General features: G+C 60.4%; 9 protein-coding genes. 3 read left to right on the top strand and 6 right to left on the bottom strand.

Annotated features, from left to right (window positions below):
• Positions 1-145: 145 nt before the first annotated feature.
• Together LB532_RS20700 and LB532_RS20695 are read left to right on the top strand one after the other, a co-directional pair.
• The gene (locus tag LB532_RS20700; RefSeq protein ID WP_140643003.1) at positions 146-4279 is read left to right on the top strand and encodes a GMC family oxidoreductase N-terminal domain-containing protein; all 4134 of its coding nucleotides are present in this window, start codon (positions 146-148) and stop codon (positions 4277-4279) included.
• Positions 4276-5991 (top strand): alkaline phosphatase D family protein, encoded by a 1716-nt coding sequence (locus LB532_RS20695; RefSeq protein WP_140643005.1) that lies wholly within the window; start codon positions 4276-4278, stop codon positions 5989-5991. Before LB532_RS20700 ends, LB532_RS20695 begins: the two co-directional genes overlap by 4 nt.
• A gap of 284 nt (positions 5992-6275) precedes the next feature.
• Here the strand turns inward: LB532_RS20695 and proX are convergent, their stop codons facing one another.
• From proX to LB532_RS20680, 3 genes are read right to left on the bottom strand one after another with little or no spacing between them, the layout of a single operon-like run.
• Positions 6276-7328 carry a glycine betaine/L-proline ABC transporter substrate-binding protein ProX gene (gene proX / locus LB532_RS20690; protein WP_140643007.1) on the bottom strand — a complete coding sequence of 351 codons (1053 nt, stop codon included), beginning with the start codon at positions 7326-7328 and terminating at the stop codon, positions 6276-6278.
• Between the two features lie 56 nt (positions 7329-7384).
• The gene (locus LB532_RS20685; RefSeq protein ID WP_140643009.1) at positions 7385-8323 is read right to left on the bottom strand and encodes an ABC transporter permease; all 939 of its coding nucleotides are present in this window, start codon (positions 8321-8323) and stop codon (positions 7385-7387) included.
• 2 nt (positions 8324-8325) lie between these two features.
• Positions 8326-9699, bottom strand: a complete 1374-nt coding sequence (locus LB532_RS20680) for a glycine betaine/L-proline ABC transporter ATP-binding protein (protein ID WP_224557125.1) — start codon at positions 9697-9699, stop codon at positions 8326-8328.
• A gap of 41 nt (positions 9700-9740) precedes the next feature.
• Here LB532_RS20680 and LB532_RS20675 point away from each other — a divergent pair, with 41 nt between their 5' ends.
• Positions 9741-10403, top strand: coding sequence for a cysteine hydrolase family protein (locus LB532_RS20675; RefSeq protein ID WP_224557123.1), 663 nt, complete (start codon positions 9741-9743; stop codon positions 10401-10403).
• Here the strand turns inward: LB532_RS20675 and LB532_RS20670 are convergent.
• The 3 genes from LB532_RS20670 to LB532_RS20660 are packed head-to-tail and all read right to left on the bottom strand — an operon-like array spanning position 10389 to position 13356.
• Positions 10389-10703: an NIPSNAP family protein gene (locus tag LB532_RS20670; RefSeq protein WP_140498490.1), complete on the bottom strand. Its 315-nt coding sequence runs from the start codon at positions 10701-10703 to the stop codon at positions 10389-10391. The two genes, LB532_RS20675 and LB532_RS20670, sit on opposite strands and share 15 nt — an antisense overlap.
• Positions 10704-10719: 16 nt before the next feature.
• Complete coding sequence (locus LB532_RS20665; protein ID WP_140643014.1) at positions 10720-11802, bottom strand: LLM class flavin-dependent oxidoreductase; 1083 nt, start codon at positions 11800-11802, stop codon at positions 10720-10722.
• 42 nt (positions 11803-11844) lie between these two features.
• On the bottom strand, positions 11845-13356 hold the full coding sequence (locus LB532_RS20660; protein ID WP_140643083.1) for an aldehyde dehydrogenase: 1512 nt from the start codon (positions 13354-13356) through the stop codon (positions 11845-11847).
• Between the last annotated feature and the right edge of the window lie 4 nt (positions 13357-13360).

Raw genomic sequence — 13360 nt, 5'->3', positions numbered from 1 at the left:
CCGTGCCCATAATTTCAGGGCAGAGAAAGGCACCGCCGACCGCGCACTTCTTAGAGGGAATGAAGATCGCCCCGATAGATTGCGTGACTTCCTGACGTTACACCAAATTTCGTATATTATTGATACCTAAATTAGGGAGGACGCATTGCCTGTACACATCAAGGCAGCGCCGGAGCCGCCACGCGCGACGACTTGGCTCTCGCGCGGACTTGAGGCGTTGGTCCACGATTTTCCGCAGATCGCTGATACGCCAAGGACAACCGTCAACGGCGGATATGACTTTGATATTGTCATCGTTGGCAGCGGCTATGGTGGCTCGGTGGCTGCCGCCGAACTGAGTAGCTGCAAGGACGTGCAAGGCCAATCTTTAAAAATCTGCGTGCTCGAACGCGGCAAGGAGTACCTGGCTGGAATGTTCCCTTCGCGATTGGCCGATCTGGGCGGCCACGTCCGCTTTGCCACCCCCTTTGCGAAACGCCAACGCGGCGTGTTCGATGGTCTTTACGACTTGCGCTGCAGCGACGACGCGGTAGCTCTCGTCGCGTGTGGCTTGGGCGGAGGCTCATTAATCAACGCCGGCGTGATGGAGATGCCGCTGCCGGAGATTTTCCGGGAAGCACGCTGGCCCACCAAAATCCGTAGAGATACGAAGCTCGCAGAGACGGCTGAACGGCTGCGCGATTGGTTGGGAGCCAAGCCGATACGTACCACCACCAAGCCTTTCTTGGCCAAGTCCGAAGCAATTAGAAATTTGGCTGGTGGCAAAGCACGACCCGCTCACATAACCGTCGCTTCCGATTGCCACACCAACCACGCCGGGGTCGCGATGAGCGAATGTCGCCGTTGCGGCGACTGCGCCACTGGTTGCAACTACAATGCCAAAGAATCCCTCGACCTGAACTTGTTGCGGCTGGCTCGACAAAGCGGAGTACGAATCGTCACTGGCGCCACCGTCTTGCGCGTTTTGCGCGCGGGCGAAGGATGGCAGTTGGACGTCAATCACACCGATGGCCATCTACGCGATAACCAGCGGAATCCGTTCGCGCTGCTGGCGAGGCGCGTGATCCTTGCAGCAGGCACATTCGGCTCGACGGAAATTTTGATGCGCTCGCAAATTCGCGGGATAAAGTTCTCCGATCAGCTGGGAGGTAAGTTCTCCGCCAATGGTGACATGCTCGTGGTTGCTCACGATTTGGCGGCAAGGGTGAATGGCGTTGCTGACGAAACCGAGGATCCGGCTCCAAACATCAAAAGCGAGAATTGCGGTCGCGCGGTCGGCCCGACAATAACCGCAATGATCGATCTGCGCGACGGCAACGCGGCTACTGACCTGGTGATCCAGGATCTTGCCGTACCGGGACCGCTGCGCCGCCTGTTTGAGGAAAGCGCCACCACATTCGATGTGCTCAATCGCGTTGCCGATGGCGACTGGGCCAAGCATGAGCCGAATCCTTCACGGGCAGACGACGCAGCCGTCAATCCTGCCGCCATCACCAACTCCCTGGTGCTGGCTATGATCGGCCGCGACGACGCGGAGGGAGCACTGGCACTAGAGGCCTCGAGGCAAAACAGCGTCGATGAGATGCAAGACGATGCTGACGAAATGCGCGCCGACGGGATGCTCACAGTGCGCTGGCCGGAGTTGCGACTTGACCCCCGGCTGGAGAACCATCATGCGCGCCTTGACAGCTTGCTTCGAGAGTCGGGATTGGGGGGACGGCTGGTGAACAACCTGCTGTGGAGACCTTTGTCCGACAGGCTCGAAGCCGTGTTCGGTCGCCAACGCGGGCCGCTGCTGACAGTGCATCCGCTCGGGGGCTGCGCCATGGGTGACGACGTTCGACAAGGCGTGACCGATCATTGCGGCCGCGTGTTCGATGCCGCCGCGATCGGCCTCAGACGCACTCACGCAGGGTTGATCGTGCTCGATGGCTCGGTTGTGCCGACGTCTCTCGGCATCAATCCCGCCTTGACCATAGCCGTTCTGGCATTGCGAGCGATCACCGAGCTCAAGGGGGAATGGCAACTCAGTGGCGGCCGTTTGACCAATGCACCCTTGTCTGGGAACTCTCGTGGCGAAACGCGGCCGATTTATTCCACGCCGCGGACGAATGCTGCACCTACGCCTACCAGCATCGAACTGACCGAACAGGTGCGCGGCAAGATCCCTCTGGCGGTGCGCGGCAGAGGTGTGAAACCGCATACCGTCGAACTGACCCTGACCACCAAGCCGGTGGCGCTTGCCGATCTCTTCGCGCTGCAAACGCCCCGTGGACGCTGTTTGCCGATTGCCCACGGTCGGCTGCGCGTTCTGCGTGCAGGAAAGGAGTTCGACCCCATTGCAGATCAGGCCTATGAAAGCGATGTTGCGCTCGAGGCGGAGATCTCGGGATCGCTCCACCTGTTCGATCTGGAAGAATCGCGTCCCGTGCCTCGAATGCTGCGCGCTGTCCTTGCGTGGGCGCTCAACCGCGGGGTGCGCGACTTTGCTTACCGCTTGGTCCGCCAGGGCCAGGAATGGTTGCGTCTCACGCCACCTAGCGGAGAGCCGTCCCATCTCAGACTGCTCGATATTCTGCACCTGTGCTCGCGTGCGGGCGGGGTGCGCCTGATCGAATACGATTTGCACATCGACAAGGTTGTCGAGCCGGAAGATCTCGGCACGGGCGTGAGGTTCGACAGTTCTTTGTTCGCACAGAAGAAAATTAGAGGGGTGAAGCGGCTCACATATGCACGTGGCGCCAGCCCTTGGACGCAGTTGATGGAAATGTCGGTCGAGGCATTCCCGCAGATGCGCAAGGCCATCGTTCGCAAAAAGCTGTCCTCGCTGGAACTGAATAAGCGATACCTGGCGCGACAGGGAGTGCCATTGCTGCGAATAGTAGATCAGCAAGACCGTGTCGCAGCGCTGGCAGATCTGGCCTCTTTCATTCTCTACGGCTTTCGCGTCGTGCTTCAGATACATGCACTGAGTTTTCGCCGCCCCGACCCGCCATCGACGCGTGAACCGCAACGGCTGCCCGGGGCAGTGCCGGGCTTACCGGCGCCGCAGATCGACTGGTTGACTTTGGACGGCCAGCCAAGCCCCCCGATCCGCATTCGCCTGGCCCGCTATGACGGCAGGTCCGCAAAGGCGGTCGAGAACGGCGTCCCGAAACGCCCCGTCTTGCTTGTTCATGGCTACAGTGCGAGCGGCACCACATTTGCTCATGCTGCCGTACCCGGCAACCTCGCTCAATCGCTGTGTGATGCTGGGCGCGATGTCTGGGTGCTCGATATGCGATCGAGTTCAGGCCTGACTACCGCCACGGGCAGTTGGGCTTTTGAGGAGATGGCGGAGAATGACATTCCGATCGCCATCCAACACGTGCTGGCTGCGACAGGGCAGGAAAGGCTCGATGTCGTCTGCCATTGTATGGGCGCGGCAATGTTCAGCATGGCAGTGCTTGGCGGGCACGATCGAAGGACTTTGCACAATAAGATCGGGCGCGTGGTATTTTCACAAGTCGGCCCGGTAATGCTGTTGAGTTCGGCAAATGTGCTCGCCGCATATGTCATGCGATATGTGCGTTATTTTCTTCAGCTTGATGACTATGTGTTTAGTCCGCATGGCGATATCTCGCTCGCCGGTCAATTGCTCGACAGAGCGCTCTCGGCAATGAGGCTGCCGTCCGATGAATATCGGCGCGAGAATCCCCTCTGGCCTCCAGGCAAGGCGACGCCTTGGGTCGGCACAAGACATCGGATGGACGCGCTCTATGCACGCACCTTCTCGCTCAACAATCTCTCTGACCTCGTACTCGACCACATCGACGATTTCTTCGGCCCGCTCAGCGTCGAGACAGTCTCGCAGGTCATACATTTTGCTGGCTTCAACACCGTGACCGACCGCGCCGGCATAAATCGCTATGTGCTGCCGGACCGGGTGAGGGATCGACTGAAGTTCCCGATGATGTCGATCCATGGAGCCGAAAACGGTTTGGTCGCCCCCTCAACGCTGACACTGATGCGAAATATGCTCAAAGGGGCCGGCGTGCCGCACTTGAACTCATCTCTGCATGCGGTCGAGGCGGTGCAATCGGACGAAGAAATCAGGCATCTTATCGACAAAAGCCGCCAGTTCCTGGGGCTCGGCCAACCGTCCTACCTGACCTGGTGCATTGCCGGCCACGGTCATCAGGATTGCCTGATTGGCAAAGACGCCCCGTCGATCTGCGGTGTTATAGCGAAATACCTTGGAATGCCGGATATGCCGGGCCCCCTGGAGGACAAGCCATGACGCGTTCTCTCCCCTTCGAAGCCAGGGCGCCCGTCTTCGGCGTGCGCGTAGGGATCGAAGCGGGCAAGATCCTGGTGCAAGCGGCCGATAGCGGAGGGCGGGGCTTGCCTCATGCAGCCCTTATTGTTCCCGTTTACGCAAAGGGCGACCGCCTGCACATGATCGATCCGCCGGCTACGAGCCCTGGCGACGAGAAAGGACAGAGAGACGGCAGCCTCCATGACAGTCTCCTCCCGTACTATATCGAGCAACCCGCATCTCCCTATGTATTTGAAGTTCCGCTCCACAAGTGGCCTGAAGCGCAGCAGGTACTCGTCTTGCTGCTGTACGTTCAGGCGCAGGGTATTGGCGGCTTGGCTCGGTTACCGAAACTGCCCGACGCGGCGGAATCAGCATCTGAAATCCCCGACAAAGGTTTGCATGCCGAGTACGCGGTGAAGAGGGCCGCCGAGGCTATTCGGTATGCGCTCGAGACTGACACATTGGATGATTTGCGAGGTGGCCTGATCCTCGGCAGGCCTGGAAGATCACACAGAAGCTACCGCCACAAGAGCGCTATCGGGACGGTATCGAACCTTTCATTCGCTCTCGCAAGTTGCCAATACCCCAGTGATTTCCTCGACCACATGCCCGACGGTCAGCATGCAACACGAGGGCCCGCGGATGCGTCTCTGCTCGCGCTCGGCGATCTACTGGGCAAACCCGGCGCTCCCACGTTGCTGCTGCTGGCCGGCGACCAAGTATATGTCGACGCTACGGCAGGGCTTTTCGACCCCAAGGCGACCGATGACCGATTCCGAATACCCTACGAACGCCGAGGCCAGAGCCGCGGCGTGAAGGCGGTGATGCAGCGCTTGGACATGGCGGTTGAAATGATGCTCGATGACCACGAGTTGCGCGACAATTGGGCAAAAGACCCCGACCCGGCGATGCGCAAGAACGATCCCGTCATAAAGCCTGGGAAGCTGGCTTACTTCAGGTATGAACGTGTCAAGGCCGGGGTGCTGGAAAAACGCCTGCCGGCACACATCTGGCGAGATGATTTTACCCACAAAGGGATGCCATTCTTCCTTTGCGACACGCGCACCGAACGTGAAGGACGGACGGTTTCGAACTGGTGCAAAGCGCGGATTATGGGTCCAACCCAATTCGCGAAACTTCGTGAATGGCTTACCAAGCCTGAACACGCCGAAGTGCCCAAATTTGTTCTCACATCCTCGGCAGTGCTGCCGCGGCGGCGGGAGGTGGCCGAGGACCCCACCTGTGCCCTGCGTTCGGACGCGTGGGATGGGTACCCGCTCTCCATGCACGCGCTGCTCAGGTTCGCGTGCGACAAGGAAATAAAGCGACTGGTATTCCTGTCGGGTGACGAGCACGTGAGCAGCCTGGTCACCGCCCGTGTAACAAACAGCAAAACCGGCAAGCAGAGCATCCTGCATTGTATCCACAGTTCGGCGCTGTACGCGCCTTATCCGTTTGCGAACGGAACTGCCGACAATTTCCAGGCCAATGAGACTTTTTACTTTCGCGATCCCGATCCCGATCCTACGAACGGGCCGTATTGTTGCGACGTGCAGACAAGTTTCGCCCCTGGCGACGGTTTCGCGCTTGTAACGACATGCCGCCGCCGTTCGCATTGGCGTCTAGTTGTCAGGTTCCACGACAGCAGGGGGCTCAAGGGGAATGGAACCTTCACGCGCGACCTAGAGTAATAGCTGCGCGAGAAATAAAGCTTCACTCAGCTTTTCTCGCTATGCCAAGCGGCCCGCGCTCGACCAGGCGCGGCGGCGCTATTTATCCCGAGATAATCGTCTCTGTGGCCGCATGTCCAAACGATCGCCTGCCCTTTGCATGAGCCTGGTGTAGCCGCTCTGCACAAGGAACGTCGCCATGAAGCGAAAACGCCTGGCCGGCAATCGGTCTCCTCAATCGACAGTGGTGGCGGACAGGGTCCGCCACCACTGTGATAACAAGCCGCGATAGAGGTCTGCCCGGATTATTTTCCGGCGGCAGCCGCATTCTTTACCCAGCCATCGAACTCCGACTGATTTGCGGCAATCCAGTCGTTGGCGATCTTCTTGATCTCGGCGTCGGTCTTGTTGCCGGCCCCCAGATCGCCTTCCCACTGGCTCCAGATGTCCAGCGACCATTTCGCCTGTTCGATGAATTTCTTGGCCGCCGGATTGTCAGCCAGGAACTTCTTGTTGGCGAGCGTGCGCCAGTTCCATGGGCCAACCGCCATGCGGCATGGGTTCTGGCCCCCCGCACAGCCAACCACATCCTTGACCTCGTGCGTCTTCGGTTTCGATACGCCCTCGGGAAGAGCGTCATACGGGATCGGCAGCCACACCACGTCCTTGCCGGGCTTCAGCCGATAGACGATCCAGGATGGGCTCCAGGTGTAAAGAAGGATCGGCTCTCCTCGGTCGGCCCGTGCAAAGACCTCGCCGATCAGCGGCTCGTATTTGGCGCGGATGGAGCGCACCGTATCGCTCAAACCGAACTCCTTGACCTGGAAATCGACGACGTCACCGCACTTCCAAGCGGGATCGCAATTCACCAGATTGGCTTTTCCGTCACCGTCGGTGTCGAACAAGGCCGCGATCTTCGGGTCCTTCAGTTGCGAAACATTGGTGATGTTGTTGGCTTCGGCCGTCTTCTTGTCGATCATGTAGCCGTTGATGCCGCCGCCCGCGATCGTGCCTTCATTGATCAGTTCGACCGTATCCGAGATCTGTGCGATGGCGGGCTCGGCCTGCGGCCAGTTGATGTCGCCGGTCATGTCGAGGTCGTCCTGCGAAATGGCCTGCAGGATCGCCGACATGTTCATGGTCGACAACTTTACGTCGTAACCGAGTTTCTCGAGGCCCGCTATCAGGACCTGGTCCTGAATATAGTTGGCGCCCAGGCTGTCGGACGACGTGAAACGAATGGTCTTGCCTTCGCCAGGCTTATCCTGCGCAAAACTCAGCCCACCCATCATGGTTGCTGCAACAGCCGTGGCGCAGGCCAGTCTCAACCCTTTGCGGTATCGATAATTCGCCGACATGTATTATCCCCTTGTTGTGATATTTGTTGCGTCGTTCCGCCTGATCGAGACGGTGTTCACACCTGCTGGTGGTTCGTTTCGAAACTCCCCGCTTCCTCATTTCCGGGACGCAGCAGCTGAGCCAGGGCGGCGCGGATGCCCCGGGTCGGTCCGGCCTTGTCCTGGTTGGCCAGGCCCTGCGTGATGCGATCGAGGATCATGGCTAGCAGGACGATGGCGATGCCGCCGACGGCAGCCATGCCGACATCGAGACGTCCCAGCCCCTGCAGGACCACAAGTCCGAGCCCTTCGGCCCCGATCATGGATACGATCACCGACATGACCATGGCCATCAGCACCGTCTGGTTGAGGCCGCCCAGAATGGTTGGCAAGGCCAATGGAAGTTGGACTTCCCAGAGAAGTTGGCGATCGGTGGCACCGAAAGCCCGCCCCGCCTCGACCATCTCCTTGTCGACAAGACGAATCCCGAGATTGGTGAAGCGGATCAGCGGCGATATCGCCGCCACGATGACCGCGACTGCCCCAGGCACCGTTCCGACGCCGAACAGCATGACCACCGGGACCAGGTAGACGAAGCTGGGCGTCGTCTGCATGACGTCGAGCACCGGCCGCACAATGGTCCAGGCGCGGTCGTGGCGGGCGCACAGGATCCCGATTGGAATGCCAAGGATGACGCACACCACGATTGCCGTGGCGATGAGCGACAGGGTGGTGATCGCTTCCGCCCACAGGCCCATGAAGGCAATCAGGGTCAGCGAAAGCAGCGTGAATATGGCCACGCCACGCGATGCGGAGCGCCATGCGATGAGGGCAAAGATCCCGATCAGGATCGGAAACGGAATGGCATGGAGTCCATGGTCGATCGCGGTCAGAAGGGTCTCGACGGGCCACTTGATTGTCTGGAACAGCGGCCGGAAATGCATTGCCAGCCAGCGGACGCCGACCTGGATCCACTGGTCCAGCGGGATGACATAGAGATTATCGAGATCCAGCATGATCAGGCCTCCGCTCCCGGGGATTGCGAGGAAGCCGCCGCCGGAGCGCCAATGCGGGACAAGATCTGGAGTGGATCGACACGCCCCAGATATCGGCCGCCCTCATCAACAACGGCTATCGGCCGGTCTCGATGACACAGGCTGGCCACCACGGACAGCTTTTCCGTGCCGCATACCGTCTCATAGTCCTTGCTCATCAATGATTGGATCGCCGAACCATCGGCGAGGCGTGGCAACTGGCGCGGTCCGACGACACCCACGACCTGCATCGAATCGTCGACGATGAACACAGGTTCGCCCTCGGCATCGCGGCCGCCGGACGCACGTGCGTCTAGCCGGAGCGGGCTGCTTTCCACCATCACGGAACTGGCATCGAACAGATGGGCCCGGTTGACGTCGCGGGTGAAGGCGGCGACGTAGTCATTGCCGGGCTTGGTCACGATGTCCTGCGGAACGCCTTCGCGCATCACCATTCCATCCGCCATGATGGCGACCCGGCTTCCGAGCTTCAGCGCCTCCTGGAAATCGTGCGTGATGAACAGGATGGTCTTGTGGAAAGTCCTGTGCAGGCGCAGCAGTTCGTCCTGCATTTCGCTGCGGATGAGTGGATCCAGCGCACTGAAAGCCTCGTCCATGATCAGAACGTCGGCATCCGTGGCGAGTGCGCGGGCCAATCCGACGCGCTGACGCATGCCGCCGCTCAACGTACCGGGAAGATGATTTGCCCACGAAGCCAGCCCGACGACCTCCAGTACCTCCATCACCTTCTTCCTGCGCGCGGCGGCTGGCACACCGCGCAGTTTCAGGCCGAACTCGGCATTCTCCAACACCGTTCTGTTGGGCAACAGGCCGAAGTGCTGGAACACCATGGAGATACGCGTCCGGCGGATTTCGCGCAGCCGCGCTTCGCTGGCGCCGGTGATCTCCTCGCCATCGATAAGGATGCGCCCTGCATTCGGCTCGATGAGGCGATTGATGCATCGCGCAAGCGTCGACTTACCGGAGCCGGACAAGCCCATGATCATGTAAATCGAACCGACGGGAACGGACAGCGACACGTCGCTCAAGCCGACGACCTGCCCGGTCTTCTGGAGCACCGCTTCCTTTGTCTCGCCAGACTTCAGCATGGCCAAAGCCGGTTCCGGCGATCTGCCGAAAATCTTGTACACGCCCTCGACCGTTATGCGATCCGTCACACCTGTTCTCCACTCCTGGCCTGGCGGACGATAGTCAGCACATTCCAGAGCCACGATCCCGATTAATGAAGATAGAACTGCAGCCGCCGTCTTCCCCCGTTCGGCAGGATACCCGCGTAGCCCAATACTACGAAGGAAAGCATACGGCTCGCGGGTTCGATGATATAGGCTCTCCGCCACCCGGATAGGTATAATCCGGGACGCCTGTATGGAGAAACGGCGTGCTGGCTTCGCTTAAAAACCCTGCTCTCATCGTCGTGGACATGCAGAACGATTTCGTGCGCAGGCATGCGCCGATGGAGGTTACATCCGCGCGCGAAACCATACCTTCGATCGGCAGACTCATTACGGCGTTTCGCGGCAACGGCAAGCCGGTGGTATTCACGCGATATGTTGCCGCCCCCCTGTATCAGGCCCTCGCCGGCAAGCTGACCTGGATCAAGCTGACCGATGCGCCGACCCATGCGTGCGTGCCGGGCTTCATGCGCTCCTACGGCGATGTCGAGGGCATGCGGGATGCTGCGGAGGTGATCGACGAGCTTGCGCCACAGAATGGCGACATCGTGCTGGATAAGATCTATTTCAGCGCCTTTCATGCCACGGATCTTGCCAAGACGCTCAAGCTGCTTGCGGTGGATGGTCTGGTATTCGTCGGCACGGTAGCCGAGATGTGCGTCGAAGATAGCTGCCGTCACGCCGTGCATTTCGGTTATCCCACGATTGTGGTGGAGGATGCTGTTTCTTCCAACCATCCGCCCAGCCGGCAGGCCATGCTCGAGGCTTTCGCACGCAACTACGGCTGGGTCATGACCACGGACCGGGTTCTGGATTCTTTCGCGGTGGGGCAAGCGGGAAGCCAGGTCTTGAACCTATCGCAGCGGTGAAAAATCGGTCGGGATCAGGATTCGGTTTTCCATCGTTTCGATATTCTCGGTGAGCTTGACGGTAAACGCCCGCCACGCGGGATCTTCGGCCAGCCGCTGACGCCGCTCGGCGCGGTCGTTCAGATCGCTATAGCCCCATAGATGCACGACATGGTTGAGAGGTCCGATCTCGGTGCGGAAATAGCCGATCAGGTTGCCCAAGATCGGCTGCTGGATGGCAAGGCCTTCCTCGCTGATAAGCTGCATGTATCTGGCGAGACGGCCGGCCCTTATCTTGTAGATGCGTTCCTCGACAATCATGGCGCGACAGCTCCCATCAGGCGATCACCCGCGACTTTTCCCTGCCCGCTTCCTTCTCGCGCATCGCAAATACGGGCATCACTTCCTTGATGAACAGCGCCAGCGATTTCTTCTGCACTTCAAACGGCAGGTCGAAGGCGAGGCCGAGGCAGAACTGGTCTACGCCCGCCGCTTCATAGACCATCAGCTTTTCGACCACCTCGTCCGGAGTGCCGAAAAGGAGATTGTCGCGGATCGACCGCGGATCGTAGTCGCCGCTGTTGCCAACGGTGTCGTAAGAAACCGCTTCAGGAAAGCCGTTCTTCACCGGGCCGATGTTCTGGAACAGGTTCTCGAAGCTGCGCCCATATTGATAGCTGTAGCGGACCGGCAGTTCCCAGTCCTCGGGACGTTCATACACGCAAGTGCGGCGCAGCATCATGAACCGCGGCCTCGGCACTTCCGGATGATCCTGGACCGCCTTCTTGAACTTGTCGCCGAGAATGCCGACTTCCGCGACCGGCCGCGACAACGGCGTGGAGAGGATGTTGTGGCCATTGCGCACCGCCCAATCGAATGTGCCGGGGTCACGCGCCGCCACCCAGATGGGCGGGTTGGGTTGCTGCAAGGGCTTCGGCACCGAGGTTGCCAGCGGGAAGTGGTAATACTTACCCTCGTGGGCGTAGTCGCCTGCCCATAATTTCTGGACTGCCGGCAGCAGTTCCTGCATGTAGGCGCCGCCTTCCTGTTGCGGGATGCCTCCCGCCATACGGTCAAATTCATACTGATAGGCGCCGCGGGCGATGCCGAATTCCAGCCGCCCTCCCGTCAGGTGATCGCAAAGTGCGGCCTCTCCCGCGAGACGGATCGGGGTCCAGTACGGCGCGACGATGGTGGCGGTGCCAAGCCGGATCTGTTCGGTATGAGCTCCCCACCAGACCAGCAACTGGAACGGGCCGGGCGCGATCGTGAATTCAATCGTGTGATGCTCGGGCGACCAGGCGGTCTCGAAGCCGCCGGCATCGGCCATACGGACCAGTTCCAGCGTCTCAGCCGCCACCTGGCGCATATCCTTGTCCGGACTGAACCTCTCCATGTTCAGGGAAACGGAAAATTTCATGGCAATGACCTTTCGAATATTAGGGAATCGTCGGATGAGGCATCAGCGCAAACGGATTACGAACGGGTCCTGTGTGGCGCCGGAGTAGTCGATGACGACATTCTTCAGGCGGGAGAACTCGCGCATGACCTCGAAACCCCCGCGCTTGCCGTAACCGCTCTCCTTGAACCCGCCGGAGGGCGACATGTAAGCAGCCGAGCGATACGTATTGACCCAGACCGTGCCGGCATCGACGTTGCGCGCAAAGCGCAGCGCCCGGTCGATGTCGCGGGTCCAGACACCCGCCGCCAGCCCATAATGGGTGTCGTTGGCAAGCCCAATCAGTTCGCTTTCATTGTCGAACGGCACGACGCCCACGACCGGGCCGAAAATTTCGTCGCGCATGAAGCGCATGTCGTTGCGCGCATCCGCCAGAACCGTGGGCTCGTAATACCAGCCGCCGGAGAGGTCGTCCCGCCGCGGCCGGTGGCCTCCGGCAACCAGCCGCGCGCCATCGGCGACGCCGTAGTCCACATACTGCTCGACCTTGTCGAGTTGGGCAGCCAGCGCCAGCGGACCGATTTCCGTGTCCTCATCGGTCGGATGGCCGATACGCACGCGCCTGGTACGATCCGCCAGCTTTTCGACGAATGCGGCATAGATGGATTTTTCGACGAAACAGCGCGAGCCTGCGATACAGGTCTGCCCGGCAGCGGCGAACACGCCGGCAACCACGCCGTTCACCGCGCGCTCGATGTCGGTATCGGCGAATACGACATGAGGCGACTTGCCGCCCAGTTCCACCTGGCACGAAACAAGTCGGCTGGCAGCGTTGGCGGCGATGCGGCGGCCGGTTGCCGTACTGCCCGTGAAGGCGATCTTGGCGACATCGGGATGCAAGGTCAGCGCTTCGCCCGCCGTCGCGCCCTTGCCGGTAACGACATTGAAAACGCCAGCCGGGAAGCCCGCTTTTGCAATCAGTTCGGCGAGGGCAAGGGTGGACGCGGAAGTATGCTCTGATGGCTTGACCACAACCGTATTGCCAATTGCCAGGCAGGGTGCGAGCGTGCCGGTCAGCAGCATCAGCGGTGAATTCCACGGCGAGATCATGCCCACCACGCCGATCGGCTCGCGCAGCGTGAAGTTCAGCATATCGAGCTTATTGACCGGTATGGTCTCGCCATGCAGCTTGTCAGCCATTCCGGCGAAATAGAGATAGCTGTCCGGCGCCGCGCGCAGTTGCACACGCATCTCTTTCAGAAGCTTGCCGTTGTCACGCGTCTCGATGGCGGCGAGTTCATCGGCATGTTCCGCGATGAGATCGGCCAACCGGCGCAGCAGCTTGCCGCGATCCGTCTGCGTCAGCCTGCGCCACGCCGGGTCGTGAAACGCTCTTTTGGCTGCCTGCACGGCGGCGTCGACATCATCCGCCCCGGCGTCGGCAACCTCATACCAAGGGGCCGCGTTCGTCGGATCGTAGCTCGGCATGTAGCGGCCGGACCGCGGCGCGACGCGCTCCCCGGCAATGAAAAGATCCTGGCGCGATCCTTCGATCACCTTCAGCGTCAGGCCCATCATC

The sequence above is a fragment of the Mesorhizobium sp. ESP-6-2 genome, assembly GCF_020164675.1.
GTDB lineage: Bacteria > Pseudomonadota > Alphaproteobacteria > Rhizobiales > Rhizobiaceae > Mesorhizobium.
This window is presented reverse-complemented; position numbering and strand designations above follow the sequence as displayed.

Bases quoted from the DNA above. Each gene is read 5' to 3' on its own strand.
- LB532_RS20695 (WP_140643005.1), top strand. From the start codon at position 4,276: ATGACGCGTTCTCTCCCCTTCGAAGCCAGGGCGCCCGTCTTCGGCGTG.
- proX (WP_140643007.1), bottom strand. From the start codon at position 7,328: ATGTCGGCGAATTATCGATACCGCAAAGGGTTGAGACTGGCCTGCGCC.
- LB532_RS20685 (WP_140643009.1), bottom strand. From the start codon at position 8,323: ATGCTGGATCTCGATAATCTCTATGTCATCCCGCTGGACCAGTGGATC.
- LB532_RS20670 (WP_140498490.1), bottom strand. From the start codon at position 10,703: ATGATTGTCGAGGAACGCATCTACAAGATAAGGGCCGGCCGTCTCGCC.
- LB532_RS20665 (WP_140643014.1), bottom strand. From the start codon at position 11,802: ATGAAATTTTCCGTTTCCCTGAACATGGAGAGGTTCAGTCCGGACAAG.
- LB532_RS20660 (WP_140643083.1), bottom strand. From the start codon at position 13,356: ATGGGCCTGACGCTGAAGGTGATCGAAGGATCGCGCCAGGATCTTTTC.